The 26596-nt window shown below is 28.6% G+C and carries 27 protein-coding genes; 17 read left to right on the top strand and 10 right to left on the bottom strand.

The features are described 5' to 3' along the window. Positions 1 to 39: 39 nt before the first annotated feature. From F3K33_RS20485 to F3K33_RS20475, 3 genes are all read right to left on the bottom strand, one after another. Positions 40 to 807, bottom strand: coding sequence for a 3'-5' exonuclease (locus tag F3K33_RS20485; RefSeq protein WP_039772056.1), 768 nt, complete (start codon positions 805 to 807; stop codon positions 40 to 42). Between the two features lie 140 nt (positions 808 to 947). Further along, on the bottom strand, positions 948 to 1526 hold the full coding sequence (gene clpP, locus F3K33_RS20480) for an ATP-dependent Clp endopeptidase proteolytic subunit ClpP (RefSeq protein WP_023973027.1): 579 nt from the start codon (positions 1524 to 1526) through the stop codon (positions 948 to 950). A 36-nt stretch (positions 1527 to 1562) separates the two neighbouring features. Next, complete coding sequence (locus tag F3K33_RS20475; RefSeq protein WP_023973026.1) at positions 1563 to 1946, bottom strand: helix-turn-helix transcriptional regulator; 384 nt, start codon at positions 1944 to 1946, stop codon at positions 1563 to 1565. Between the two features lie 241 nt (positions 1947 to 2187). Between F3K33_RS20475 and F3K33_RS20470 the strand changes: the two genes are divergently transcribed. The 10 genes from F3K33_RS20470 to lepB all read left to right on the top strand — a co-directional run bounded on the left by F3K33_RS20470 (position 2188) and on the right by lepB (position 11519). Beyond that, complete coding sequence (locus F3K33_RS20470) at positions 2188 to 3768, top strand: [Fe-Fe] hydrogenase large subunit C-terminal domain-containing protein (RefSeq protein WP_243141345.1); 1581 nt, start codon at positions 2188 to 2190, stop codon at positions 3766 to 3768. A 468-nt stretch (positions 3769 to 4236) separates the two neighbouring features. Continuing rightward, the gene (locus F3K33_RS20465) at positions 4237 to 5022 is read left to right on the top strand and encodes a YdcF family protein (RefSeq protein ID WP_039772026.1); all 786 of its coding nucleotides are present in this window, start codon (positions 4237 to 4239) and stop codon (positions 5020 to 5022) included. A 52-nt stretch (positions 5023 to 5074) separates the two neighbouring features. Then, entirely contained in the window at positions 5075 to 5935 is an 861-nt protein-coding gene (locus tag F3K33_RS20460) for a putative RNA methyltransferase (protein WP_023973023.1), read from the top strand. Between the two features lie 242 nt (positions 5936 to 6177). Then, positions 6178 to 6744, top strand: coding sequence for a DUF5317 family protein (locus tag F3K33_RS20455; RefSeq protein ID WP_023973022.1), 567 nt, complete (start codon positions 6178 to 6180; stop codon positions 6742 to 6744). Then, positions 6722 to 7180: a hypothetical protein gene (locus F3K33_RS20450; RefSeq protein ID WP_039772024.1), complete on the top strand. Its 459-nt coding sequence runs from the start codon at positions 6722 to 6724 to the stop codon at positions 7178 to 7180. The genes F3K33_RS20455 and F3K33_RS20450 overlap by 23 nt, the downstream gene beginning before the upstream one ends. Next, the gene (locus F3K33_RS20445) at positions 7173 to 7784 is read left to right on the top strand and encodes an accessory gene regulator ArgB-like protein (protein WP_039772022.1); all 612 of its coding nucleotides are present in this window, start codon (positions 7173 to 7175) and stop codon (positions 7782 to 7784) included. The genes F3K33_RS20450 and F3K33_RS20445 overlap by 8 nt, the downstream gene beginning before the upstream one ends. Positions 7785 to 7832: 48 nt before the next feature. Continuing rightward, the gene (locus F3K33_RS20440) at positions 7833 to 7958 is read left to right on the top strand and encodes a cyclic lactone autoinducer peptide (RefSeq protein ID WP_039772020.1); all 126 of its coding nucleotides are present in this window, start codon (positions 7833 to 7835) and stop codon (positions 7956 to 7958) included. 58 nt (positions 7959 to 8016) lie between these two features. Beyond that, positions 8017 to 9741, top strand: a complete 1725-nt coding sequence (locus tag F3K33_RS20435; RefSeq protein ID WP_039772018.1) for a bifunctional diguanylate cyclase/phosphohydrolase — start codon at positions 8017 to 8019, stop codon at positions 9739 to 9741. Positions 9742 to 9877: 136 nt separating this feature from the next. Beyond that, a complete protein-coding gene (locus F3K33_RS20430) occupies positions 9878 to 10693 on the top strand; it encodes an alpha/beta fold hydrolase (RefSeq protein WP_039772016.1) in 816 nt (271 codons plus the stop codon). A gap of 283 nt (positions 10694 to 10976) precedes the next feature. After that, positions 10977 to 11519 carry a signal peptidase I gene (gene lepB, locus F3K33_RS20425; RefSeq protein ID WP_023973016.1) on the top strand — a complete coding sequence of 181 codons (543 nt, stop codon included), beginning with the start codon at positions 10977 to 10979 and terminating at the stop codon, positions 11517 to 11519. A 28-nt stretch (positions 11520 to 11547) separates the two neighbouring features. Here lepB and F3K33_RS20420 read toward each other — a convergent pair whose 3' ends face one another. Continuing rightward, the gene (locus F3K33_RS20420; protein ID WP_023973015.1) at positions 11548 to 11874 is read right to left on the bottom strand and encodes a hypothetical protein; all 327 of its coding nucleotides are present in this window, start codon (positions 11872 to 11874) and stop codon (positions 11548 to 11550) included. A gap of 464 nt (positions 11875 to 12338) precedes the next feature. Between F3K33_RS20420 and F3K33_RS20415 the strand changes: the two genes are divergently transcribed. Next, the gene (locus tag F3K33_RS20415) at positions 12339 to 12800 is read left to right on the top strand and encodes a hypothetical protein (RefSeq protein ID WP_023973014.1); all 462 of its coding nucleotides are present in this window, start codon (positions 12339 to 12341) and stop codon (positions 12798 to 12800) included. Between the two features lie 82 nt (positions 12801 to 12882). Here F3K33_RS20415 and F3K33_RS20410 read toward each other — a convergent pair whose 3' ends face one another. Further along, positions 12883 to 13929: a substrate-binding domain-containing protein gene (locus F3K33_RS20410; protein WP_039772844.1), complete on the bottom strand. Its 1047-nt coding sequence runs from the start codon at positions 13927 to 13929 to the stop codon at positions 12883 to 12885. A gap of 134 nt (positions 13930 to 14063) precedes the next feature. Next, positions 14064 to 14279 carry a type II toxin-antitoxin system RelB family anti-toxin gene (locus tag F3K33_RS20405; protein WP_023973012.1) on the bottom strand — a complete coding sequence of 72 codons (216 nt, stop codon included), beginning with the start codon at positions 14277 to 14279 and terminating at the stop codon, positions 14064 to 14066. A gap of 135 nt (positions 14280 to 14414) precedes the next feature. On the opposite strand from F3K33_RS20405, the gene F3K33_RS20400 reads away from it, so the two are divergent. Beyond that, positions 14415 to 14573, top strand: coding sequence for an aspartyl-phosphate phosphatase Spo0E family protein (locus tag F3K33_RS20400; RefSeq protein WP_017208982.1), 159 nt, complete (start codon positions 14415 to 14417; stop codon positions 14571 to 14573). A 247-nt stretch (positions 14574 to 14820) separates the two neighbouring features. Then, positions 14821 to 16113 carry a hemolysin family protein gene (locus F3K33_RS20395; protein ID WP_017208981.1) on the top strand — a complete coding sequence of 431 codons (1293 nt, stop codon included), beginning with the start codon at positions 14821 to 14823 and terminating at the stop codon, positions 16111 to 16113. Positions 16114 to 16448: 335 nt separating this feature from the next. On the opposite strand, the gene F3K33_RS20390 is transcribed toward F3K33_RS20395, so the two are convergent. Together F3K33_RS20390 and F3K33_RS20385 are read right to left on the bottom strand one after the other, a co-directional pair. After that, positions 16449 to 17090 (bottom strand): transmembrane-type terpene cyclase, encoded by a 642-nt coding sequence (locus F3K33_RS20390; protein ID WP_039772843.1) that lies wholly within the window; start codon positions 17088 to 17090, stop codon positions 16449 to 16451. A 109-nt stretch (positions 17091 to 17199) separates the two neighbouring features. Then, positions 17200 to 18093, bottom strand: coding sequence for an AraC family transcriptional regulator (locus F3K33_RS20385; RefSeq protein WP_023973011.1), 894 nt, complete (start codon positions 18091 to 18093; stop codon positions 17200 to 17202). 303 nt (positions 18094 to 18396) lie between these two features. Between F3K33_RS20385 and fabF the strand changes: the two genes are divergently transcribed. After that, entirely contained in the window at positions 18397 to 19632 is a 1236-nt protein-coding gene (fabF, locus tag F3K33_RS20380) for a beta-ketoacyl-ACP synthase II (protein WP_039772842.1), read from the top strand. A gap of 385 nt (positions 19633 to 20017) precedes the next feature. On the opposite strand, the gene F3K33_RS20375 is transcribed toward fabF, so the two are convergent. Beyond that, positions 20018 to 20821: a CPBP family intramembrane glutamic endopeptidase gene (locus tag F3K33_RS20375; RefSeq protein ID WP_039772841.1), complete on the bottom strand. Its 804-nt coding sequence runs from the start codon at positions 20819 to 20821 to the stop codon at positions 20018 to 20020. A gap of 367 nt (positions 20822 to 21188) precedes the next feature. Between F3K33_RS20375 and F3K33_RS20370 the strand changes: the two genes are divergently transcribed. The 3 genes from F3K33_RS20370 to F3K33_RS20360 all read left to right on the top strand — a co-directional run bounded on the left by F3K33_RS20370 (position 21189) and on the right by F3K33_RS20360 (position 25243). Then, positions 21189 to 21689: an ATP-binding protein gene (locus F3K33_RS20370; protein ID WP_039772840.1), complete on the top strand. Its 501-nt coding sequence runs from the start codon at positions 21189 to 21191 to the stop codon at positions 21687 to 21689. A 527-nt stretch (positions 21690 to 22216) separates the two neighbouring features. Continuing rightward, entirely contained in the window at positions 22217 to 23251 is a 1035-nt protein-coding gene (locus F3K33_RS20365) for a CAP domain-containing protein (protein ID WP_039772839.1), read from the top strand. A 558-nt stretch (positions 23252 to 23809) separates the two neighbouring features. Continuing rightward, on the top strand, positions 23810 to 25243 hold the full coding sequence (locus tag F3K33_RS20360; protein WP_039772836.1) for a 6-phospho-beta-glucosidase: 1434 nt from the start codon (positions 23810 to 23812) through the stop codon (positions 25241 to 25243). A 218-nt stretch (positions 25244 to 25461) separates the two neighbouring features. On the opposite strand, the gene F3K33_RS20355 is transcribed toward F3K33_RS20360, so the two are convergent. Next, positions 25462 to 26400: a transposase gene (locus F3K33_RS20355; RefSeq protein ID WP_054249135.1), complete on the bottom strand. Its 939-nt coding sequence runs from the start codon at positions 26398 to 26400 to the stop codon at positions 25462 to 25464. Positions 26401 to 26596: the final 196 nt, after the last annotated feature.

Below are 26596 nucleotides of genomic sequence, written 5' to 3'. Positions count from 1 at the left end.
TTTTATATTGAACTAAAAAAAGTTTTCTACTAGCTGCATTTATTTCAGAAATTGTTTCGTTTTTCCCATCATGTATGCAACTTTAATCATTGACTTTTCATCTTTAGTCAGTTCTCTATTATACATTTTTTCAAATTGCTTTAATAAAGCTTCAGTATCAATTACTTCTTTGGGTTCTGTAGTTCTTTTTGCTGGTGAAGGAACGTAAGTTTCAGGCTTCATGTATTTGTTATAAATACGCTTAAAAATTTCAGAAGTATAGTAAGCATCATTAAGTGCATCATGAAATTCACCATAAATTGGTATATTTAAAATCTCAACAGCATTTCTTAAACCAATTCTAGAATTTTTGGGTGCTTTAAGATATTTTGAAGCATACTTCTGAATGTCAATATATTTTGAAATATATGAAGTAGATAGATTATAAAATCCCAAGTTTCTGTAGAGTTCCTTAATGTCACCAACTCCCCATACACAGAGTAGTACGTCATCATCTCCAATAAATTCTAAAAAAGCTTCATGGACATTAATAAAGTTTTTGCAAGAAGAAACTTTATCACAAGTTATTTTAGTTAAATTCTCAACATATGGATGAATGGTTTTATATAGAGTTGGTTTGACTAAGGAATTGAATGTAGACACTTTTTGGAAATTGTTATCTAGTTTTATAGCACCAATTTGAATTATTTCAAAAGGAATAAGTGGTATGTTAGTATCAGCATTAAATTTTGAAAAATTAATATTATTGCAATCTTCAGAGGCATTACTTTTTTGGTTAAATTCTAAATCATATATTACATAATACATACTTTCACCTGCTTTTTGGTTAAGAATAAGAATACTATTTATATTATAGCCAATGAAGATGTGAATAATATAGGCATAATAAAAAAGATTCAAAAATTTTTGAACCTTTTCAATATATTTATAATAATAATTTATATTTATCAAAGAACTTTATCTATTATTCCATAAGATAAAGCCTCTTGAGCAGACATAAAATAATCTCGTTCCATATCTCTTTCAATTTCCTCTATTGGCTTTTTGGTTTTTTCACTATATATTTTATTTATTTTATTTTTTGTCTTTAGCAGCCATTCAGTATGAATCCTAATATCTGTAGCTTGACCTTGAAAACCTCCATGTACAGATGGCTGATGGATTAGAATCTCACTATTTGGAAGAGCATATCTTTTTCCAGGTGCGCCTGCTGCAAGTAAAAACGATCCCATACTTGCAGCTAATCCTAAACATATTGTTGATACGTCAGGCTTTATATATTGCATTGTATCATATATTGCCATTCCGGCTGTAATAGAACCACCGGGGCTATTTATATAAAAGTGAATATCAGCATCTGGATTTTCTGATTCAAGAAATAGTAATTGTGAAGTAATTATACTTGCGGTAGAATCGCTTACTTGATCGCTTAGCATAATTATTCTTTCTTTTAGCAATCTAGAATAGATATCATAAGAACGTTCTCCTCGACTTGTTTGTTCAATAACCATTGGTACATAGCTCATAAAGATTCACTCCTTAAAAAATGTTTTTGATGAATTCTAAGCAGCCATAGAAAGGTAAGTTGTAGAATTCTTTCTTGAATGTATTGTTGTTAAATTTATTTTGTTTTTCCTAAATTCCTTAGGGGGGATTCCATAAAGCCTTTTGAAAGCCTTAGTAAATGATTCCTGATTACTAAATTGATATTTTAGCGCTATATCTATAATCTTATTTTCTGTAGTTAATAGTTCATTTGCAGCTTCCTCTAATCTTTTTTTACGAATATATTCAGCAACAGGTTCTCCAACCACTGAATGAAAAACCCTATGAAAGTGGTATTTGGATAAAAAGGCCTTATCTGCAAGTTCCTTTAGTTGTATTTTCTTATTTAGATTATTTTCTATATATTCAATGGACTTTTTTATACAAGCTTCATAATTCATGTAAGGCGCTCACCTCATTTAATCTTTTCCTATATTATATAGCAACATTTTATTTAAATCCTGTCTTTTTTTGCTCATTAAATATTTAAGAAACGATCAGAGTCAAGAGTTTATGTTCATTTTTAAATGATAGTTTTCAGTTGCTATGAAAAATTTAAATAATTAATAAACTAGATATAGTAATAATAAAAGAAGATAAAAAGTAATTATAACTATAGAAATGAATAATATGGAGAAATTTATGGGAAAGTCAAAGAAAGCCAATAGAATTGAAGAGGATAATATAATACAAATAAACAAGAAAAAATGTATTGGATGTACTGCATGCGCTTTTACGTGTGCTCAAGAAACTAAGATGGCGATATTAAAGGAAGTAGATTCAGGAAGGAAAACTGTGGATACTAAAAGTGGAGGATTTGGGGCTTCTGGATGTCTATATTGTGGACAATGTACACTTGCCTGTCCAACAGAAGCGATTGATGTAAGAAATGACGTAGATTTAGTTAAAGAAGCCTTAAGTAGTGGGAAATATTTAGTTTTAACGGCCTCTCCAGCAGTCAAAGCAACACTAGGAGAAGAATTTAATCTTCCAATAGGTACTTATGTTGGAGGAAAAATAGCTCCATCCGCAAAGAAATTAGGTTTTCAAAAAGTATTTAATACTGAATTTGGGAATGATATGACAGTTGTAGAGGAAAGTAGTGAATTCATTAAAAGAATTGCTAATAAAGAAAAACTTCCTATGTTTACGTCTTTCTGTCCTTCTTTCATACGTTACGCTGAAATATATCATCCAGAAATACTGGATAATATATCTACAGCGAAATCTCCTCAGCAGATGATGGGAGCAGGAATAAAAACATATTTTGCAGATGTTTATAATATTTTGCCTACCAATATAGTTGTTGTATCTGTACAACCATGTAGTGCTAAAAAATATGAGGCTGATAAAGAGGATATGGGGAGAGATGGTTACAAAGATATTGATATTGTTCTAACTGTAAAAGAATATGCAAATCTCTTAAAAGAGAAAGGCATAGATATAACTGCTATACCAGACGAAAAACCGGATGATTTTATGGGGGAATATACTGGGGCAGCAGCTCTTTTTGGTATGAGTCAAGGAGCAATGCAAGCAATTTTTAGAACCGTGATGAGTTATTTAAAGAACGATATATCTGAGGCTGAAAATATGATATTAAAACCAGTAGAAGGATATAAGGGAATAGAAGAAGTATCGGTTATTTTAGGTAATAAGAATTGTAAAGTAGCAGTGGTAAATGGTCTAAAAGAAATTGAAAAATTTTTAGTCAGTAACAAATGGAAGGAATATTATTTCATTGAAGTAGTGGCATGTAACGGAGGGTGCATAAATGGAGGAGGGACTCCTAGAATAGGTGCAAAGTCTCAAATTAATGAAAATCTATGCATATCGTGTGGTACTTGTATACAAAATTGCCCTGTTAATGCGATACAATATAATGTTAGAGGGAGGGCAGAGGTTAAAGAAGAAGAGTGTGTTGGCTGTAAATTATGTAATAACGTCTGCAGAGCTAAAGCTGTACAGGTAAAATGTTATAATAAATCCTCAAATGAGTTGTTAGGAAAAGATTATAAAATATTGAGAGCAGATATTCTAAGGAATATTGATAAAAAATCAATAAAAAGAGTGTCAGACGAAAATGAAAATCTTGAAAATATGTATAAGAGCTATATAGGAGATCCTAATAGCACAAGGGCAGAATCTTTGTTTCATAACAGCTATATTGATAAATCCAATGAATTTAGAAATAATAATACAAAAAAGAGACGAAGGCACTAACTGGATAAAGGAGAATGAATGACGAAAAACAAATAAGAAATATATTAAAATATATGGCGTTTATTGTTGAAATATGTTAATATATAGTCATACAAAAGATATAAACCCTCTCCCATTTATACCCACGGATAAGATAGACTATTCTTAAAAGGCTAGTCTATCTTATTTTTTTTGACATTTTACTTTATAGCTAAATTTTTATTATAGAATTCTTAATGAATTTATAAGTATGCTTTTTTATTAAAATTTAATTTAATAATATATATTTATGTTGTTATAGCGTTTATCAAATCAATGATTATTATATTAGGGTTTACTAACGATGATATAAATAACATAAAGATAATATTATGGTAAAATAAATATGCAAAGTTAGTGAAAAAAATATATTATAGTTTATGTTATAATTTATTAATTCATATCAGTAGTGATTTTGTTATTATATGCTTTTAGTGGAGGGAAATAACAATGAATAGTGAAAAAATCCAATATTATATTAATAAGATATCTGAATTTTTGGCAGTTAGAGATATTAACACGTTAAATCCTAAGGAACTAGAAAGAAAATTTGGATTAAAAAGAGTTGATGTATTAGTCTTATTAGGGAATTCTATACCTTATACAGTACAGTGTGCTGTGAATGCATGGAAGAATAATATATGTGATAAGATTTTAATTAGTGGGGGGATTGGACATTCTACCCAAATACTAAGAGATGAAATAAGGAGAAGTTCAGAGTTTAATTCGATTGAAGTAGATGGTAGGCCGGAAGCTGATATATTTTTTGATATAATGACTAAAATTTATGGTGTTAACTCAGATAAAATTATTATAGAAAATAAATCTACGAATTGTGGAGATAATGCTAAAAAGACAATAGAATTATTATGGAAATTAAATATAGAATATGAATCTTTAATTTTGATTCAAGATCCTACTATGCAGCTTAGAACTTTTGCTTCATTTTCTAAGTATACATATAATAATATTAAGTTAATAAACTATGCTCCGTTTATTCCTAAGATTGATATAAATCTAAAATTAAGTAATATTGGAATTAATGGAATCTGGGAAGATAAAAGGTATTTGGAACTTTTGATGGGAGAGATATCAAGATTAAGAGATAATGAAAATGGATATGGACCTAATGGAAAGAAATTTATAGTCCATGTTGATATACCAAGAGAAATAGAAGAAGCATACAATAGTCTAAAGACACTGATTAATAATGAAGATTTTTACCGTAGATGTTGATTTTAGCAATTAAAATAAAATACATAATATATGGAAAGAGAGTTGTAAGTTTATGAATGATATTTTAAATGAGACCATGCTGCTTTGCCCTGTTTGTAAGGAAAAGTTAGTCAAGGATATTTCAAATAAGATGTACAGATGTAGTAACAAACATACATATGATATAGCAAAAGAAGGGTATGTAAATTTGTTAATAAGCAATCAGAAAAGAAGTAAGAATCCTGGTGATTCAAAAGAAATGGTTTTATCAAGAATAGATTTTTTATCTAGAGGATATTATAAAGCACTGTCTGATAAAATAAATGAAATAATAGTTGATGGGATGTCAGATAAAATCAGCAACAAATTGAATATTGTAGATCTAGGATGTGGCGAAGGGTATTACTTAACAAACCTAAAAGATTATATGAATAAGAAAAATATTGAGGCTAATTATTATGGCTTAGATGTTTCTAAAGAAGCTGTAAAATACGCAAGTAAACTAAACAAAGATTGTATTTGGGCGGTTGGAAACAATTTTAACATACCACTTGGGGATAAAACAGTGGATTGTATTATTTCAGTATTTAGTCCTATAGATATTGATGAGTGTAATAGAGTTTTAAAGGATGATGGAATATTTGTTAGAGTGTTACCTAGAACTAATCATTTAATACAACTTAGGAATATTATTTACTCTGAGGTTCATTTAAATGATAAAGTTTATAAAGCAAATGCAGAAGAAAATGATTATATAGAGGAAGCTAATGTAACATTCGATATAACATTAAATAAAGAAGAATTATTGAGCTTATTAAAGATGACACCTCATTATTGGAAGTCTACACCAGAGAATAAAGAGAAGTTAGAAGATTATGAATCCTTAGTTATAACTATAGATATGAGAATAGGTATATTTAAAAAGAAAATTTAATTGAGTAAAACTTAATCTAAATTTAATGTAAGCTTATATAGGCAGTGTTTGTCTTAGGAGTTTTATAACTAATATATTAAATTGATCCTTTTGTAGGCAAAGATATAGAAACTGTACAAAATAGGTATTATAATATATATTAATGTGCATAATAATTTACTTATAATTCATAATTATTAGTTTTATTATGATGCATATTATTATTTGAAAATTAAAAAAGTAAATTTGATCACGGAGGAAACATGCCAGAAACAGTATTACTTACATTTTTTTTAGCAAAAATTAGAGGATACAAAATATGTCCGTTATTTAAATCATGGGCTATTTATCCCCTAATTGTATTTGAAATATTCACGTTTGTTGGACAAGTTGCTACTTTTTCTGGCAATTATGTGATTATAAGAACCATAGGGAGATTGACACCTATTTATTTAATTACATATTTGTTTTTAATATTAAAATATGAATTATACATAAGTTCGATAATTGGATCGCTTTTTATGATTTTAGGCGGCGCATTAAACGATATTGCAATAAAAACTAATTGTGGATTTATGCCAGTTTACCAATCATTATCACGCCTTACAGGACGTTCATTAGAGAATTTTCAAGGAATGAATGATATTCATATATTAGGAGATTCACAAACTAAATTAAAGATATTAACTGACTTTATAGACTTAGGATACACTATTCTTAGCGTAGGTGATATATTTATAAGAGTATTTGTGTTTATAGTAATTTATAGTGCTTTAAAGAAAATTAATAATCAAGGGAGAAAAGAAGATGTTGAGATTAACAGTATTTGAATTTATATTTAGGTTAGTTCCAGAAGCATTTGTATTGATACTAGCAATGATAGCGTTATCTAATGTAAAACTTAATTCAAAAAGATATATAATTTCGAGTTTATTATTAGCAGTATGCGAATATGGAATACGACTTCTGCCTATAAATTATGGAGTGCCAACCATACTTGATATATTTGTAATGATTATTATTATGTGGAGTATAAATAAAGCAGATGTGGTTTTGTCTATAAAGTCATCATTAATAACAACTATAGTTTTATTTATGTGTGAAGGATTAAATATGCTACTATTAAACATTGCGTTTAGAAATAGTTTGGATGTTATAATGCTAAATCCAGTATTAAAAGAAATATATGGGTTACCATCTCTAGTATGTTTTGCAATTATAACATTAATTTATTATTTAAAAAAAGGAATGCTTAGAGATGTTTAAAATTGAGAATATATGCAAAAAATTTTCTGGTTATATTGCACGTGAATTAAATCTTAATGATGATAGAAGATCAGTAATAAACTATGGAATATTTGCTTTTGCCCAAATTATGATTTGCATAGCATTAGTTATGATATTTGGAATTGTTTTCAATGCAATGATTGAAGCACTTATCGTATCATTTACAACAAGTATGCTAAGGAAAAGCTCAGGGGGAGCTCATGCAAGTTCACCTGAAAAATGTGCGATTATAGGAACTGTTGTTAGTGTAGGAATGGGAATAATAGCGAAATATGCACATTTTGATTTGATTTTGATTATAGTGGTAGGAAGCATAATATTTGCATGGTCGTATTATATTATATATAAATTAGCTCCTGTTGATAGTGTGGCAAAACCAATTAAAAGTTATAAAATGAAAAAAAGGCTAAAAAAAGTGTCTATCATAACGTTGAGCGTTTACTTAACTATTGTATTAATTTTTATTTTGTCATATTTGCTAACAAAGAATCTTACTTTATTAACATATTCTTTGTGTATTTATATAGGCTTGTCGTGGCAGATTTTTTCTTTAACTAAAACTGGACATTTAGCATTGAGGTAGTTCGGACATTAAAAAACTAGGTTACTTAATTTAAAGGAGGTGAAGTTAATGAAACGAAAAATTTTAATGGTAGTAGCAACAGCAGCAACACTTATCGCATCAATTGTTTCTACTTCTGCATGTATATGGGGACATTATCAGCCAGAAGAGCCTAAGTGCTTAAGAGAAGAATAATTTACAAAGTGAGACCGGCATATTGGGTCTCACTGTAACTATTTATGAGGGATATGATATGAAGCGTGTAAAAGATGACAAAAAAAAACAAGTTAATGATATAATATCTGTAGTAAAATTATCTTCACTTTTATTCGTGGGTATAATTTTATGTAGAGAGTTTATTAAAAATACTAACTCGCAAGTATGGGAAATTAGTTACTATTATCAATATGTATTTCTTTGTGCTCCATTAATGATAATAACTTTAGTTTACTGCGCATGGACATTTTCAATAAAAAATAAGATTAGATGGAGGCATGGAACTATATTCAATAAAATCGAAATAGCAGTATTTATAATAGTGTTTTCGATAATTGTATTTATATGTGGAGTAAATGAAAGCCAATATAAATTTTTGTATTTGTTTATAATAATAACAACAACAATTCAATATGGAATGAAACAAGGTATTATAGTTTCCTGTATTTCATCTCTAATTATTTTAGCTATGGATATATTTATGGAACCTAATGTAATAGTAAATACATATTTTGAAAATGATTTAATCTTAGCAGGAGTATTTATTTTGACTGCATGGCCCCTGGGATTCTATGTAAAGATAGAAGCAGAACATATTAAAAAGTTAGAGGAGTTAATAAATATTGATGGACTTACTGAACTTTATAATCATAGATACTTCTGTGACTCGTTAGCAGAGAAAGTTAAGAATGGAGATAGGAATAGCAAACCTGTATCCATGATTTTTATAGATATAGATTATTTTAAGCAATATAACGATACTCATGGCCATCAAAAAGGTGATTACGTTCTTAGAAGAATTGGTGAAATTATTAAAAGTAACATAGGAGAGGAAGATATTGCAGCAAGATATGGGGGGGAAGAATTCTCAATAATACTGCCTGATGCAAATGAGGAAGAAGCAATTCAGGTGGCAGAAAATTTAAGAAAAAAAATAGAGTGTGCACGTTTTTATGGTGAAGAAAGTCAGCCTAAAGGGAAAGTTACAGTTTCAATAGGTGTATCAGTTTATCCATATAAAGCGAGAAATGATATAGAATTAATAAAAAGCGCAGATGATGCACTATACAGAGCAAAATTTTTCAATAAGAATAGGGTCGAAGCATATACATCAATTCTAGATGAAATCAAAAAAAATATAGATGAAAAAGATATTGAACTTGTCGCTTCGATAAAAACCTTGATTAGTGTTATTAATGCTAAAGATAGATATACTTATGGTCATGTAGAAAGAGTTGTAGTGTATAGTAGAATGATTGCTGATAAACTCAAATTAAGCAAAAGAGAAAAAGAAATTTTAATTTATGGCGCTTACATGCATGATATTGGCAAGATTAACATCAATAAAGAAGTGTTAATGAAAAAAATGAGATTAACAGATGAAGAATGGGAATTATTAAAGCAACATCCTGCTAATGGAGTTGAAATTATAAAATCTGTAGATTCACTTAAAGATATCATACCTTTAATCATAAGCCATCATGAAAGGTATGATGGAAACGGATATCCTAATAAACTAAAGGGCAAAGAAATACCTTATCTAGCAAGAATTCTGACAGTTGTGGATAGTTTTGATGCAATGACATCAAATAGACCATATAATACTAGAAAAACTTATGAGGAAGCTGCAGAGGAACTTGAAAAATGCAGCGGGACACAATTTGATCCTGAGATTTCGGCAGCTTTCATTGAAATAGTGAGAAAGAATGATGGAGAGGCTTTTATAGAAGGCGTAAGCGATATAGGAGAAATACACATATAAATAAATCATAAATATCTATTTTAATCAAATTGCATGTTAATATTAGTTTTAGAAACTTAATAGTAGTAATTCACCTATTTGCTGTAAAAGAATAAGCTGTTTTTAGAAAGAAAGTTTATTAATGGAGGCAATTTGTATGGGTTACTATATTAAAGTAGAACCAGATGTTAAAGTTTATGTAGAAGATCTTAATGAAGAAGGAAGAAATACAATTGTATTTTTACATGGTTGGCCAGGAAGTCATAAATTATTTGAATACCAGTTTAATATCCTTCCTAAAATGGGATATAGGTGTATTGGGATAGATCAAAGAGGGTTTGGCGAATCAGATAAACCATGCAGGGGGTATGACTACGATAGATTAGCAGATGATGTTAGAAGAGTTGTGGAAGTGCTTAATTTAAAAAACTTTACATTGTTAGGTCATTCTACAGGTGGAGCAATCGCTATTAGATATATGTCAAGATATGATAATGACAAAGTTTCTAAGTTAGTTCTTTGTGCAGCAGCAGCACCAAGCCTTGTTCAAAGATCTTATTTTCCTCATGGGTTACAGAAACAAGCTGTTATTGATATAATTAAAGGAACATATAATGATCGGCCTAAAATGCTTCAAGATTTTGGAGATATTTTTTTCTATAAGCATATTACAGAGAGTTTTTCAAATTGGTTCTTTCAGCTTGGATTGCAGGCAGCAGGTTGGGCTACAGCAGAAGTTGCTAATACTTGGTTAGGTGAAGAAAGTTTGTTTTCGGATCTTGGAAAAATTAATGTTCCGACATTGATTCTTCATGGTGTTCATGATCAAGTTTGTTTATTTGCTTTGGCTAAAGCTCAAAAGCAAATCATTAAGAATTCCAGAATTATACCATTCACTGATAGTGGACATGGATTATTCTACGATGAAAAAGAAAAATTTAATGAAGAGCTAACAAAATTCATTGAACAGTAATATTCATGAGAGGTAAGTGAATGTTATTAAGTGATATTTTGATTTTGAGTTGAAGATAGGAATATGGCATAGAAATTATATTTTTTATAAGGTTACAAATTCTAAAGAATATATATTGTTTAGAATAGTACCTTATATTTTCTTTTATGATGATTAATATAACGTAAGTAAACTTGACTAATTCTTATTTTATTGGTAAGTTAAATAAATGGTTACTAAATTAATCTGTATATATATAGTAAAAGCAGAAATATTAATTATAATCTAGGAAGGATGATATGCTTTGGAAGAAAGTACTAAAATAGAAGAAAAAGGTAAGAAGAAAAGTGATTTTGTTAAAGATTGGATAATACCAATATTTTGTGCTTTAGTAATAGCGTTTTTACTAAGACAGTTTGTATTTTTTAATGTATATGTGCCAACAGGATCAATGATTCCAACTATAAATTTAAATGATAAAATTTTAGTAACAAGAATACATAACTTTGATAATCTAAAAAGAGGAAACGTAATTGTATTTTATTCAGATGAACTTAAAGAAACTTTAGTAAAGAGATTAATAGGTTTGCCAGGAGATAAGATAGATATAAAAAATGGGATAGTATTTGTAAATGGAGAAAAATTGGAAGAAGATTATGTGAAAAATAAGGATGATTATAATGGATCGTTCGAAGTACCACAAGGAAAGTATTTTTTCTTAGGAGATAACAGACCTGTATCATTAGATGCAAGGTATTGGAAAGAACACTATATAGACAGCTCTAAAATAGAAGGAAAGGCTCAGTTTATATTTTATCCTTTTAAAGATTTTGGAATGCTAAAATAATTTAAGAAAACCACTCGAGAGAGTGGTTTTAACTTATACTTATAAAATTAGCAGCTATTTCTCCATTACCGATTATTGATACTATATCACCTTTAACCATAGGACCTAAGTTAATCGTTTCATTGACTGTATCGAATCTCTTAAAAAATTTTATATCTCCATCAGGATCTATAACAATTAAACTTGTAATGTTATTAGGAGTTATAAGTTTTGCAGTATAATTTTCCTTGCTGCTTTCAGAAATTTTATATATACCTTGCTTGTAAGTATTTGCTATTGTAATCGTTGCATTAGCATTGCTTATAGTAAAGATAAAAAATATTAAGAGAGTTGCTAAGAAGTTTTTTATTTTCATTATTTATACCTCGCTTTAATGCAGTTATAATTTTTTAAACGCAGCCAATAAAATACTGGCTGCGTCTTTAATTAAGTTAATTAGAGGAATAGAGATTAATGCATTAAATATATTTTGCAAAATCGTTATTTATTATACTTAAATATTAAATTTATAAAAATATAATAAAAACAATAGAATATTTTGTCGGATTATGTTAATATATAAGTGTACAAAAGAGTATGTCTCAAATTATATAAAACCTTAATAATCTCATAATCTCTTATAAATATAGATGCGGCTAAGTTGGGCCGCATCTTTTTTTGTACCTTCTTAATAAATACTAATGTCATGGTATAGTTTATAAGAAATTTTAATTTAACATTCACTAAAAATTATTTATATTATATTATCATAAGAAAAGTGGATTTTAAGGTCGGTATTTCATAATATGTGTTATAAAATAATATTGAAGGAAGTATATAATGTTAAAAGCAATTTTAAAGCCAGTGGAGAAGATTCTTACTAACAGATTTAATAAACCTGGATTGAAGGAGGAATTATCAAAACATTCAGATTATATTTCAAAAGCACGAGAAATTTGGGATATGATTGATGAGGAATTTGGAATTTCAAGTACAATTGAGAATGTACTAAAATTAAAAATAGACAAGTTTGATAATACTTTAATATCTAAATTTCCAGAATTAAAAAAAGAGGATATTGAGGAATTAAAACAAAATATACTTGAGAATTTAAATCTAGGCAAAGATTTTACATTTGGTAATGCAAAAGTAATTAAGGAATTGAATGATATTAATTCTAAGTTACAAGAGGAAAATGAGAAACTAAAAAGTGAATTAAGGAGATTTGAATCACTACTTACTTCAAGTAGTAATTCAAATTTAAATGAAGCAGAAACAGTTGCTAATAAAGATGAAAAATAATAAGTTTATAACTTAATTAAGAGTAGCCATTTGGCTACTCTTAATATCATATGAATGAGTGTATTAATAATTTCAAATTTATTCATTCTTTATATTCTCTGTAAGGCATTTCTACTACAAAGTCGGTTTCGTTGAACTTATAGTTCGTATTACTAAGCGGTGGTCTATTATAAATTAAATTCATTCCAACTTTATAAAGAGCTTCTGCCATCTCAGATGGATCTTGGATAACAGTACCGAGCATAGAACCTTTTTTAATTAATTCTCTAGCCTCTGGTATTGCATCAACACCAACAACTGGTATTGATTTATTACCTATATTATAACCATATTTTTGCAAAGCATTAATGGCTCCTATAGCTAAAGTATCATTATTTGCAATTATAGCTTCAATTTTATCACCATACTTTAGAAACGTCGACTCCATAATCATTTGAGCAGCTTCTTTAGTTCCTTCTGAAGATATTCTGGAAAGTTCCTCTGTTTTTATTCCAGATTTATTAATTGTTGATATAGAATACCTTGTTCTTGCAGTAGTTAGTGTGCTATTGTTTTTTTCTGTTAACATAATATATTGAAGAATATTGTCTTTGTTTTTATCCATAGCTGCTTTATTGCTTTTCCATGCATTAACGATTAAATCTCCTTGTAGAATTCCGGATTGTTCAGCTGATGTAGCTATTACAAGAGCTTTGGGATAGGATTTTATTGAAGTTGTTACAAATGGAACTATATTGAATAAAAGTACAGGAATATTTTTTGACTTTATTTTGTTAATAAATGAGTCTATATTATTTGCATCTAAATTAACTAAGTTAGCTAATAAAAGATCAAAATCTGTTGAAAGTGTTGAAGTTATAAGTTCGTTTTGTATGTCTGTATTATTCTTCCCATCAAGAAATATAAATTCTAGATTGTTAGCGTTTTCTTTTTGGATTCTTTCTAAGTTATCTTTAATCAAAGAAATATAAGCATCATTAAATGAAGAGAGAAGTACTACTATTTTTATAGTTTTTTCTGATTTAATTTGTGCGTTTGCATATATATTATTTTTTACTATATTTAATGATGTAACGATAAATAATGTTAATATAGTAGTAAAAATTATTATTTTTTTTAATACCTTCATTTGAAGCCTCCGGGTTCTTAATATAATTAATAGTTTTATGTTGTGTTTTAGTAAAAAAAATATACTCTATTTTGTTAATGCAATTTATTAGATATGATCTGTAAGAAGTGTATATGATATTAGTTATATAATTTTTATTTAATAAAAGAATTTTTGCTTTCTATAAAATATAAAAAAATTTCTGTAGGATCTAGGTTTAATTCTTTCGATAATTTTAAAATAAAATTAATATTAGGATTGCAAAGGGAGGGATGTTTTTCTAACTTAGATAAATAACTTTTGCTGATTCCTAATTTTTTTGCCAATTTCGACTGAGTTAAATTTAATTCTCTTCTTTTTCTCTTTAACATACTTATCACCTCATTTTATAGCTTCCGAAAAAAGTCGAAAGTTTCCTGGTAGTAAACAATATTTGTTATATAATGTAATTATTAATGGCTTTAAATACAATATATAGCTAAAAAGTATTTTATTGGAGGTACGGTATGGACAAAAAGAAAGAAATTGAAGAATTAAGGGATGAATTAAATAAAATAATTAGTGAAAGGCTGGACTATAATAAAATTTTAAAGTTAAGTCAGAAGTTGGATATTTATATAGTTGAAGCTATGAAAACAGATGTTGAAGGTATAGATAAAGAGTAGATAAAAATGAACTTAAATGGACAAACTCGATAAAAAGTCATTCCTCATAAGTGTATACAGATTTTGTTTTAGTGAGAAAAATAGTAGGGTTTAATTAATTGGAGAATGGAGAATATAAAATAAAATGAATTATTAATTGTTTATACTCTAACTTATTAAACAATATATGTTATAATGTTAATTAGTATTTAAAATAGTATTATATAGTAGTATACATACAATAAATTGGGAGGGAAACTATCAATATATGATTATAATATTAAATGTTATTATTGTAATTTTGCTTGTATTTATGAATGGTTTTTTTGTAGCAACAGAATTTGCAATGGTAAAGGTAAGAAAATCAAGGATAGAAACATTGGCAATGGAAGGGAACAGAAATGCAAAACATACATTAAAAGTTGTTAAAGATTTGAATTCGTATTTATCTGCATGTCAATTAGGAATAACTTTAGCGTCATTAGGACTTGGTTGGGTTGGAGAACCAGCATTTGCAGAGATGTTAAGACCTTTAATAAATCTATTTAATTTGCCGGAAATAACATTGCATTCAATTTCAGTGGTTTTAGGATTTTCAATTATAACTGGTCTTCATATTGTACTTGGAGAATTGGCACCTAAATCATTGGCAATTATAAACACGGAAAATATTGCAATGTATACAGCTTTGCCGCTTATAGCTTTTTATAGATTGACTTATCCGATAATGTGGACTTTTAACCATAGTACTAATTTGGTTTTAAAGATATTTGGAATTTCACAAATTAATGAGCAAGAAGCAGCTCATACGGATGAGGAAATAAAGCTTTTAGTTGAAGATAGCTATAAACATGGATTAATAGACCAAACGGAATTAACTTTTGTAGATAACATATTTGACTTTTCGGAAAAAACAGTAAGGGATATTATGATACCGCGTACTGATATGGCATGTATTTTTATTGAAGATACTTTTGATGAAATTATAAATTATGCTTTAGAGGAACAGCTGACTAGATATCCTGTATGTAGAGATAGTAAAGATAATGTAATTGGATTCATACATATTAAGGACTTATATAAACTTAAATTTGAAGGCAATGATAACATAGAAGGAATTATTAGAGAAATTAAATTTGTTCCCGAATCATTATCAATTAGTGAATTGTTTAAAACTTTCAAAAAGGAAAAAGCTCAAATGGCAATAATTATAGATGAGTTTGGTGGTACAGCAGGGCTTGTGACTACCGAAGATATCTTAGAAGAAATTGTTGGTGAAATTCAAGATGAATTTGATGATGACGGAGAAGAGGAAATAAGAGAGACTGATAATGGTAGCTATGTAGTTGATGGTAAAGTTTTAATCGGAGATATCAACGAACTTTTAGATACTAATATTGAAGCTGAAAATATTGATACTATTGGTGGATGGATTTACTCTCAATTGAAGTCATATCCAAAACCTAAAGAAAAGATAAATTATGACAAGTATGAATTTATAATTTTAAAATGCGATAGAAAAAGAATAAATCAAGTATTAATTAAAAATTTAAGTGAATAATTTAAAACGGTGCTTTTAGATATTTCTACATATCTGAGTGCTGTTTTTTTATTTGTTTGCTAAATTTTTCTTACATACGTTCAATAAGGCATAGGTATAAAAATATTCGTAACCAGAGCTGCATATCATCTTGTTTTCAAAGAATTAAAGCTATAAATTTATTTAAGGTTAAATTAAGAATTCAAGATGATTTTTATTCAGCAGTGAATAGGAAATGGTTAAATTTGTGAAAGAGTTTCAAGAAATAAATTGGATAAATATAATGTGTTCAAATCGTTTGGATATATTGAATGAAAGATAAAGACACCGCTAATGGTGCTTTATCTTTTATTGAATTATATTTTTGTGGATGATTTAAGAAAATCAGAATGCAATCGTTTTATATGACTTAAAAAGTATATATATGCAGTATCAAATATAAAACAGAAAATTCCTAAAGTAATGATTAATCCACTATGCAAAATAATGCTAGATGAGATTGTAGCTGCTAAGGTACCAATACATTTATTAATAGCTATAGTTAAACTTTGTCCCTTTATATCGGGTCTACCGACAAGCATTATTATGAATGATATAGACATTATGAGGTTTTGGATAAAAGCGGAATAGAATTTAGCTAAATCACCAAATTCTATGATAAAGAAATATTGGATAACAAAAGACATTATAAATATAATCAAAGTCCATGGCCAGAAGTATTCTTTATTTGTATGTTTTGGGAAATAGCGCTTCCCATATAATAGGTAAGTTAAGATGACTAAAATGTCTAAGCATAGCCAAATTAAAGTGATATAAGTTGTAATATTTAATATATTATCTTTTAAATCGAAATAAGAATTGACACTTTCCCAAGCAAAATTAAGAGCTAATGCAATAAATGGAATTCCGCAAGCTTTATATCTAAAACCTAAATGAATTAATTTTACATAAACAATCGACCAACAAAATCCACAAGCTAATAACAAAAATAATACCATAAAATTGCTCCCTTATAATTATAAAAGTTAATTACATTGTTAATATATGATATTCAGAAGCTAAGAAAACTAGACTCGTATTTATTAATTTAAATTAGTAAATACGAGTCTAGTTTTCTCTTTTTAGATCTTCTATTGGCTGATATACATATAGCTCACAGTAATTGTCTTTGGACCTTGAATTGTCTATATATTCAAACCTGAAGGTGGCAGCAAATTTATAGCCAGACTTAAAAATCCATTTTCTATATAACTGGACTAATAAACGGCCTAAATGTCTTCCGTTAAGATCGTCAGGGCGAAAGAATCCAACAAAACGGAACACTACATATTTATGAGCTGGTATAGAAATACTAATCATTCCTTCAGGTATAGTATTTATATCAGAAACTTGGACACTTGGAATGTAATATATGAAGTCATCACTACCCCAATCTGTAAAACCAAAGTATTCATGTGGGTTTATCAAATTATTAATTTTATGCTTATGATTATAGAAGAAATCTCGACCATATGAATTTGCGCTTTTATCACCAGATTTGCTTAATATCTTATGCTTTATCCCAATCAAATTGAATTTTTGTTTAAAGACAAATTGAGGATTATATGTAATAGAATTACCTATGGATAAGATATCATTGCAATTAATTTTTTCTTTAAGTATTAAACTCAAAGAAATCTTATCGGATCTAATTTTAAGAGGCGTATGTCCAAAACATTTTTTAAATGCTCTAATATATGATTGTTCATAATCAAAACCGTACTCAAGAGCAATATCTATAATTCGCATAGTTGTATTAATTAATTCGTTAAGGCTAGATGTTAATTTTCGACCTTGAACATATTCCATAATAGATTCGCCGGTTAAAGATTTAAAGATTCTGTGTAGATAATATTTTGATATTCCTGTATGTAGTGAGATGTCAGCCAAAGAAATCTTATTATAGAGGTTATCTTCAATATAATCTACAGTTTCAATAATAGTTTCTTTTAAGTCTTTCATATTTTAAACACCTTTTCTAAAAAATAGTTATTGAGATAAATGAAAAATAATAAGGCAATAATTTTATGTAATATATTTGATGCTGAACAAAATTAAATATATCAATTTATTCATTTTGGAAATATATCGGACATTAAAAAAGCAATATCTGTTCATTTTAATTAACAATTTACATATAAAATCATATTGAAAGATGATTTTAAATTGTTTAGATTTATTATATCGATTAAAAGTTATAAAGTAAATACTTTGTAAATTAGAAAGAATTATACTGTATTGGTTACGGAAAGTAGGAGGTTTAGTATGAGTAGAAGAGTAGTTATTACAGGGATTGGAGCAGTTACATCACTTGGAATTGGAGCAGATAAGCTTTGGGACTCAATAAAGGATGGAAAGTCTGGAATTAGTATGATTGAGGGAATAGATGTTTCTGATTTACCTACCAAAGTTGCATCTCAAGTAAAAGATTTTGATCCAAGTAGCTTTATTGATAAAAAAGAAGTTAAAAGAATGGATAGATTTGCACAATTTGCTCTAGCATCAGCTCAAATGGCTATGGAAGATTCGGCACTTAATTTGGAAAAAATAAATAAAGAACGTATGGGAGTAATAATTGGTAGCGGCATAGGAGGAATTGGGACTTTAGAAAGTCAGTATGATGAATTGAAAGAAAGAGGTCCTAGAAGAGTAAGTCCGTTTTTAGTACCAATGATGATAGCTAATATGGCTTCAGGACTTGTTGCTATAAAATTTGGAGCTAAAGGTTATAATGAATGTACTGTTACAGCGTGTGCAACTTCAACAAATGCAGTTGGGAACGCATTTAAAGTAATTCAAAGAAATGATGCAGATATAATGATTGCTGGTGGAGCAGAGGCTTGTGTAACGAAACTAACTTTAGCGGGTTTTTGTGCAATTAAAGCTATGACAACAAATCATGATCCGGCTACTGCATCTAGGCCGTTTGATTCAGAAAGAAATGGATTTGTACTTGGAGAAGGTTCGGGTGTTCTTATACTTGAAGAATATGAGCATGCTTTAAATAGAGGAGCTAATATAATTGCCGAAATAGTTGGATATGGGTGCACTAATGATGCGTTCCATATAACTGCTCCGGCTGAAGGAGGGGAGGGGGCTGCAAGATGTATGAAAATTGCGCTTGGAGACGCAAAGATTACACCTTCCGATATAGGATATATAAACGCTCATGGAACATCAACAAAAGCAAATGACAAAAATGAAACTATGGCTGTAAAATCTGTTTTTGGGAAACATGCGTATGAACTTGCTATAAGCTCAACAAAATCAATGACGGGTCATCTGTTAGGAGCTTCAGGTGCTATAGAGGCGATTATAACAGCATGTGCTCTAAGAGAAGGATTTATCCCTCCAACAATAAATTACAAAAATCAAGATCCTGATTGTGATTTAAACTATGTACCTAATGAAGGAAAGAATCTGGAATTTACTTATGCTTTGAGTAATTCCTTCGGTTTTGGGGGACACAATGCAACTTTAGTTTTAAAGGCATTTAATTAGTTTAAGTGATATAACGGGTTGAGTTAGCTTGTCTTATTTAAAGAAGCTCTAGTAGCGACTTTTACATTAAAATTGTTGATAGTTCATTATTTTTGTGAGATTTTACAAATGCATAAGAAAATATGGATTATTTTGTTATAATATGATAATGTAGACATAAGCAAAACAATTCAAACATAATAATCTGAAAAACAGAATTAAAGATAGGTAGAGCGTTGCTCGACCTATCTTTAATTCTTTAAGAAAACTAGATTTAAGACTAGAGATATTAGGTCAGAGTTTTAAAGAACACAACCATATATGCTATAGTCTATAATGATATTATAGAGTATGGAGTTATACTGCTTTTTGAGTGACATGCTATGATTAAGCTAATTTTAGATAGCTATATATTTAAACTCGGATGATTGGAAAATTTTCTGTGAGCGTAAATTGCAAATATGCTTAAAAAAATTAACCCTAATAATCCTTCCCCATTAATAATTTTTACATTACCAATAATAAATCCATAAGAAACATTATTATAAGAGTAGCCAAGTGTGGCTATGTTTATATTATTCCATAATATGTGCATTATACTTGGTAAAATTACATTTGGTGACATTGTATAAAGATAAGTAAAGCAATAGTTCAACGCAAAAATAGCTGCACATTGCAAAACTACATATGTAACTGCGTTAGGTAAACCAAAATGCATATTTAGAATAAAGAATGCTGGAACATAGTATAATGACCAAATGATACCCATTATAAAATTTGTTCTTTTAATACTATATCTTTTTAAAAGACGAGGTAAAAGGTAACCTCTCCAACCATACTCTTCAAATAATCCAGCTATAAAAAGTGTTAAAGAGATCAAAGTAATCTTTATAGAATCGAGAAATATGTACGATATATTTTCTGATAATACACCTTGTTTAGTTAAATATGCAGATGACCCGCATAGAAAGATCACAATTAATGGAAATGCAATAGCGAAAATTAAGCCCTTCAATGTGATTTTGTAAGTAAAGGGATTTAGTAATACTTTTAATGACCTTGATTCCATTAATATCGAAATTATAGCAGCGAAAGCTGGAATAACCATTATAATAGTTAAGGCTCCAATAAAACCTTTCGGTAAAAGTATTATACTTATAAAATAAGTTAATAAAAAAGTGATTGATAGGAATATTTTTTCGTATTTCATTTTTAAGCTCCTTTTAAAAACATAATTGTTTTAGTTCTTCGATATAATTATATTTTGTTTCGTAAAATAAATAACTTTGATTAATTATTATATCATATAGTTTAGAATATTATGTGGCAATGTTGGAATATTATATGAAAAACATGAAATGTTGCATTAGAAACTATATTTTTTGAGTTTTATTATTAAGAAGCAAAAATTTTTTATAGTCAATGCACTAATGGTTATTGAATATATATGATAAAAAGGGTATATTTAACAATTAAGTGGATAGTGTTATTATAAATATGGGATCATAAAAGAAGTCATTCTAAAGATGTACCATATTAGTCCGTGTGAATTGGACATTATAAAAAAGGAGAGAGCTATGAAGAAAAAAGTGATAATAATAAATGGAACTATGGGGGTTGGAAAAAGTGCAACCTGTAGAGAGTTAAATAAAAAGTTAAAAAATTCAGTATGGCTTGATGGGGATTGGTGCTGGATGATAAATCCTTTCGTAGTTAATGAGGAAAATAAGAAAATGGTTATAAATAATATAAATTATTTACTGAGAAGCTTTCTTACTAATTCATCATTAGAATATATTATTTTTAATTGGGTTATACATATGGAAGAAATTTTTGATGATATATTAGAACCGTTAAATGATTTGAATTTTGAGATTATCAAGATAACTTTAATTTGTGATGAAGATGCTCTAAAGAAGAGAATTTTAGGAGATGTAAAGTTAAAGTTAAGGGATGAAGAGTGCGTAAGTAGAAGTGTTGGACGTCTTGATTTATATAAAGAAATGTCAACTAAAAAGATTGATACAAGCAACATTTCTGTATTGGAAACTGTAGATAAAATAATGAAAATTATTTAAAAATAAATATTATTTATTTTTGATGACATGGAATATATTTAGGGAAAAAAATGTATACTGTGTAGATACCCCATTAACTAATACTTAACTTTCTTATATTAATATTTTATAGGTGGATTATCCACCTATATTTTTTTGTAAAACTATAAAATTTAAATATAGATAAATAATGTTAAAATTATTATAATAATTATGAATAAAATGTAAAAAACAAGGCTTTTGATTAACAATATTTTTAATAATACTATGATATTTTGAAAAAATATATAGGGGGTAGTCCTTTGTAGAGTCAAGGTTTAGAGCATATAAGGGCGGACGGTAGAGTAAAAATAAGTAAAACAGAGGAAGTTACAGCTATTTTCTTTTTAAAGAGAATCTCTAAGGAAAAACATGTTGAATAATGTCGAAAAGATGATAGTATTAAGGCATGGACTTCGTTGAAAGAGTAAACAAGTGAAGCAATTAATAAAGAAAATGTTTACTTTAAAAATTCAGAAGACAAATAAAAAAACAAAGGAGAAAAACTAATGAAGAAAGCTTTTTTAAGAAAGATAGTGACGGCTGTTATTGCTGCTACAACAATGACTAGTATTGCACCATTAGGAGTATCTGCAGCGACTACTAATTCAATGTCTAACAATTATTACAATGTATTCTCTAATGGAGGATTACAAACTGGTTGGGTTAATAACAATGGTCAATGGTCATACTTTGATAATAGTGGAGCAATGCAAACTGGTGTTATTAAAGTTAATGGTGAGACTTATTGCCTAAATCAGAATGGTATAATGGAGATTGGAAAGGTTTTAATAAACAATAGAATATATACAACTTCTCAAAGTGGACAAGTTATAGGGACTAAAGCTCCATCAAGTGATAAGGTATTCGATTCTGGAAATAACGTAGTACAAGATAATAATAAAACATCTACAGTAAAACCTTCAAATACGACAAGTACAACAGGAGGTACAACTGGAACTGTAACAACAACTAAACCCGCAACAGGAAGTACGACTGGTACTGTAACTACAAAACCTACAACAGGAAATACAAATAGTACTGGCACAACAACAACTGGAAATACAACAAATTCAGGAAGTACAACAAATACTTCTACAAGTACAAGCTCGCTAGATGTTCAGGGGTTACCTAAGTTACCAACTAATTATTCTGTAACTGTACAAGCTGCTGCTGAACAAAAGATTCTTGAATTAATGAATGCAAAAAGAACAGAAGCGGGTTTAAAACCGTTAACATTAGATAATACTTTATTACAAGTAGCTAGATATAAGAGTAATGATATGATCCAAAATAATTTCTTCGACCATACAAATCCAGATGGAACAAAGTGGACAAATTGGTTGCAAGCAGTAGGCTATAGATACACTACAACAGGTGAAAATATAGCATACAACACATATGATGCTGTTGAATTATTTACTCAATGGTGGAACTCACCAGGTCATAGAGCAAACATGATGAATTCTTCATATACTAAAGTTGGTGTAGGAGTTCTTTATGGAAATGGTAAATACATGGGAACACAAGAATTCTCAAACTAGTAAGCCATAATAATTACATGTGGCTTATCGAAATAAAGGACAATTATTTTTATGAAAGTCCTTTATTTCTAGTTTTTGATATTTGGTTTAATCATAGAGCTTAATTTAATTATACATAATCAATGGAATTGAAATGAAGAGAATATACCCTAAAAGGTAATGTCTAAAAGACTGTGCCGTTTAGGGTATATTTTTTATCTTAATTAGTACATATGTATATAATTTTAGGTTATCCTTATTATAGAATGTGATTATAATATCTAGTAAAAAGTGCGATGTTTATAGCTAATTTCGAGAGAATTTTAGCATAATATTTTAATGAATTTTTTGCAATTAAATAGAGAATTTATTTGGGATTTTTCGATAAATTAAAATATGCATTATATAAGAAGTATTGTTAAGTTTTTTATAATAATTAATTTTATTTCTCGTATAAGTATTGAAATAATAAATCTATATTTAGAATTGAAGTAAACTAAATATTAAAATAAAATTAGAGTGTAGAAATTTGATTGCGCTATGGTTATATAAAAAAATAAAATGTAAGGAGGAAGTTTTATGGCTTTTGGTAAAGATTTTTTATGGGGTGGTGCTGTTGCAGCTCATCAAGTTGAAGGTGGTTGGAATAAAGGAGGGAAAGGTCCCAGTGTTGCAGATGTAATGACCGCAGGAGCTCATGGAGTACCAAGAAGGATAACAGATGGAGTGATTAAGGGAGAAAATTATCCTAACCATGAAGCTATTGATTTTTATGGACATTATAAAGAAGATATTGCACTCTTTGCAGAAATCGGTTTTAAATGCTTTAGAACAAGTATTGCGTGGACGAGGATTTTCCCTAAAGGTGATGAATTTGAGCCTAATGAAGAAGGTTTGAAATTTTATGACAATATGTTTGATGAATTATTGAAGTATGGAATCCAACCCGTTATTACGTTAAGTCACTTTGAAATGCCTTATCATTTGGTCAAGAAGTATGGAGGGTGGAGTAATCGAGAAGTTATTGGATTTTTTGTACGTTATGCAACTACTGTAATGGAGCGCTATAAGAACAAAGTTAAGTATTGGATGACTTTTAATGAAATTAATAATCAGAAAAATACTATAAATTCTATATTTGCATGGACTTGTTCAGGAATCCAGTTTAAAGAAGGTGAAAATAGAGAAGAGGTAATGTATCAGGCTGTTCATCATGAATTAGTTGCTAGTGCATTAGTAGTTAAGAAAGGGCACGAAATAAATCCTGACTTTCAAATTGGATGTATGTGTTCATTTGTTCCTATATATCCTTTCTCCTGCAATCCAGATGATATGATGCTTCAAGTTGAATCGATGCATGATCGTTATTTGTTTGCTGATGTACATTGCAGAGGTCATTATCCTTCTTATGCATTAAAAGAATGGAGTAGAAAAGGGTATGATATCAAGATGGAACTAGAAGATGCTAAAATTTTAGCTGAGGGGACTGTAGATTATTTAGGGTTTAGTTATTATATGTCTGATGTAGTTAAATCAGGAGTTAATGAAGTTGATAATGATTCGGTAAATGGAGGGTCAAGTGCAAGTGTTAGGAATCCACACGTAAAAGCTTCGGATTGGGGATGGCAAATTGATCCTGTTGGGTTGAGATATTCTTTAAATTTATTATATGAAAGATATGAACTTCCATTATTTATAGTAGAAAATGGATTTGGTGCTATTGATGTTAAGGATGCAGATGGTTCATGTAATGATAATTATAGAATAGATTATTTAAGGGCGCATATAAAAGAAATGAAAAAAGCAATTGAATTAGATGGTGTTGATTTGCTAGGATACACTCCGTGGGGATGTATTGATTGTATTTCATTTACTACAGGAGAAATGAAAAAACGTTATGGATTTATATATGTGGATAAAGATAATGAAGGAAATGGAACGTTAGAGAGATCGAAGAAGAAATCATTTGATTGGTATAAGAAAGTAATTTCATCTAATGGCGAAGAAGTTTAAATAATAGGCATAATTAGGAATGATGAAGTTTAAAATTCTGAATATATATTAATAGGTGGAATTAGAGTGGTAGTTGTAACTACATCTATTATTTAACAGAAGCAAAATATTTTTATTGTATATATTAATAATTCATATAGAATATCCTTTATAAATTTCTTTAGGTTGTTGAATAACTAATTTTTACAAATGGTTATTTAAGAAAATATTCTTAGAAATTATATATTCCAAGGATATTTTCTAGTTTTTATTCCTTGCTGCTTTTTGTTAAATTCATCTATTAAGTACGCTAATAAGACCCATTTTATATGACGTTCGTATCGGGCTTGCCCATAAAGCCTTGGGTTTTCTAAGTTATATAATCCCTTTAATACAGAGAATAATTGCTCTATTTTCAATCTGTTTTTATATAATTTTGATCCAATAGGAGATTGAATAAACAAAGCATTTTCATATCGTTTATCAGTAAATGACTCAATACTTTTAGCCTTACGCATATTTATATCAGTTAACAAATTAAATTCTAAGCTAGAAGCAATTTCAAACCATTCTAATGAATCATATGCTGCATCTGCAAGTATTAAAAATGGATTATAAATTTTAGCTTCATATAGTAAATCTGAGACTTGATTATCATAAACATTAGCTGTTGTTAAATAAAAAACTAGAGGAATTATAATATCACTAACTGCTGCAATACAGTGTAATTTATAACCTTTATAATATCCAAGGCGGGTACCCTTACCGGATTTAGCTTCGCTATCGTATTTTGAACTTCTTAAAGCAGTTCCATCTATTGCACACAGTCTAGTTTCAGGATTGATAAGTTCAACAAGCATAGCATAAATACCATAATATATATGTTTCTCTAAAATTTTAGTTCTTAATGAGAATGTAGAATAATCTGGTACTTGATTGAGTTGAATTATAGACTGAAACACATAGTCTTGCTTTATACGATATTCAAGCTCTCTTAAACTGAAAATACTACTTTTAACGCCATATAATATACATGCAACTATTTGTTCATCTGAATACTTACGTGGTCGCCCTTTAGTACTTTTAATATTCGAATTTAATTTAGCAAATGCAATTTTAACAGCTTCAAAAATTTTATAATGGTCATTTTCACTTTTAATATTTGATGATATAATCATATTTGAGTCATTCCTTATGTGATATATTTGGGTTTTTCGCGAAATTATTATATCACAAAGGGATGACTTATTTATTTTTTACAAATTCTGTTTATTCAACAACCTATTCTTATATTAAGACGCTCACAAAATATAAATCAATTAGGAAGATTTTATTTGTTGTGAATGCAAACTTATTCCTAGAATGAAATAGAAC

The organism is Clostridium beijerinckii (assembly GCF_008705175.1).
Taxonomy (GTDB): Bacteria; Bacillota; Clostridia; order Clostridiales; family Clostridiaceae; genus Clostridium; species Clostridium beijerinckii.
This window is presented reverse-complemented; position numbering and strand designations above follow the sequence as displayed.

Bases quoted from the DNA above. Each gene is read 5' to 3' on its own strand.
- F3K33_RS20485 (WP_039772056.1), bottom strand. From the start codon at position 807: ATGTATTATGTAATATATGATTTAGAATTTAACCAAAAAAGTAATGCC.
- clpP (WP_023973027.1), bottom strand. From the start codon at position 1,526: ATGAGCTATGTACCAATGGTTATTGAACAAACAAGTCGAGGAGAACGT.
- F3K33_RS20475 (WP_023973026.1), bottom strand. From the start codon at position 1,946: ATGAATTATGAAGCTTGTATAAAAAAGTCCATTGAATATATAGAAAAT.
- F3K33_RS20470 (WP_243141345.1), top strand. From the start codon at position 2,188: ATGGGAAAGTCAAAGAAAGCCAATAGAATTGAAGAGGATAATATAATA.
- F3K33_RS20465 (WP_039772026.1), top strand. From the start codon at position 4,237: ATGAATAGTGAAAAAATCCAATATTATATTAATAAGATATCTGAATTT.
- F3K33_RS20460 (WP_023973023.1), top strand. From the start codon at position 5,075: ATGAATGATATTTTAAATGAGACCATGCTGCTTTGCCCTGTTTGTAAG.
- F3K33_RS20455 (WP_023973022.1), top strand. From the start codon at position 6,178: ATGCCAGAAACAGTATTACTTACATTTTTTTTAGCAAAAATTAGAGGA.
- F3K33_RS20450 (WP_039772024.1), top strand. From the start codon at position 6,722: ATGTTGAGATTAACAGTATTTGAATTTATATTTAGGTTAGTTCCAGAA.
- F3K33_RS20445 (WP_039772022.1), top strand. From the start codon at position 7,173: ATGTTTAAAATTGAGAATATATGCAAAAAATTTTCTGGTTATATTGCA.
- F3K33_RS20440 (WP_039772020.1), top strand. From the start codon at position 7,833: ATGAAACGAAAAATTTTAATGGTAGTAGCAACAGCAGCAACACTTATC.
- F3K33_RS20435 (WP_039772018.1), top strand. From the start codon at position 8,017: ATGAAGCGTGTAAAAGATGACAAAAAAAAACAAGTTAATGATATAATA.
- F3K33_RS20430 (WP_039772016.1), top strand. From the start codon at position 9,878: ATGGGTTACTATATTAAAGTAGAACCAGATGTTAAAGTTTATGTAGAA.
- F3K33_RS20420 (WP_023973015.1), bottom strand. From the start codon at position 11,874: ATGAAAATAAAAAACTTCTTAGCAACTCTCTTAATATTTTTTATCTTT.
- F3K33_RS20415 (WP_023973014.1), top strand. From the start codon at position 12,339: ATGTTAAAAGCAATTTTAAAGCCAGTGGAGAAGATTCTTACTAACAGA.
- F3K33_RS20410 (WP_039772844.1), bottom strand. From the start codon at position 13,929: ATGAAGGTATTAAAAAAAATAATAATTTTTACTACTATATTAACATTA.
- F3K33_RS20405 (WP_023973012.1), bottom strand. From the start codon at position 14,279: ATGTTAAAGAGAAAAAGAAGAGAATTAAATTTAACTCAGTCGAAATTG.
- F3K33_RS20400 (WP_017208982.1), top strand. From the start codon at position 14,415: ATGGACAAAAAGAAAGAAATTGAAGAATTAAGGGATGAATTAAATAAA.
- F3K33_RS20395 (WP_017208981.1), top strand. From the start codon at position 14,821: ATGATTATAATATTAAATGTTATTATTGTAATTTTGCTTGTATTTATG.
- F3K33_RS20390 (WP_039772843.1), bottom strand. From the start codon at position 17,090: ATGGTATTATTTTTGTTATTAGCTTGTGGATTTTGTTGGTCGATTGTT.
- F3K33_RS20385 (WP_023973011.1), bottom strand. From the start codon at position 18,093: ATGAAAGACTTAAAAGAAACTATTATTGAAACTGTAGATTATATTGAA.
- fabF (WP_039772842.1), top strand. From the start codon at position 18,397: ATGAGTAGAAGAGTAGTTATTACAGGGATTGGAGCAGTTACATCACTT.
- F3K33_RS20375 (WP_039772841.1), bottom strand. From the start codon at position 20,821: ATGAAATACGAAAAAATATTCCTATCAATCACTTTTTTATTAACTTAT.
- F3K33_RS20370 (WP_039772840.1), top strand. From the start codon at position 21,189: ATGAAGAAAAAAGTGATAATAATAAATGGAACTATGGGGGTTGGAAAA.
- F3K33_RS20365 (WP_039772839.1), top strand. From the start codon at position 22,217: ATGAAGAAAGCTTTTTTAAGAAAGATAGTGACGGCTGTTATTGCTGCT.
- F3K33_RS20360 (WP_039772836.1), top strand. From the start codon at position 23,810: ATGGCTTTTGGTAAAGATTTTTTATGGGGTGGTGCTGTTGCAGCTCAT.
- F3K33_RS20355 (WP_054249135.1), bottom strand. From the start codon at position 26,400: ATGATTATATCATCAAATATTAAAAGTGAAAATGACCATTATAAAATT.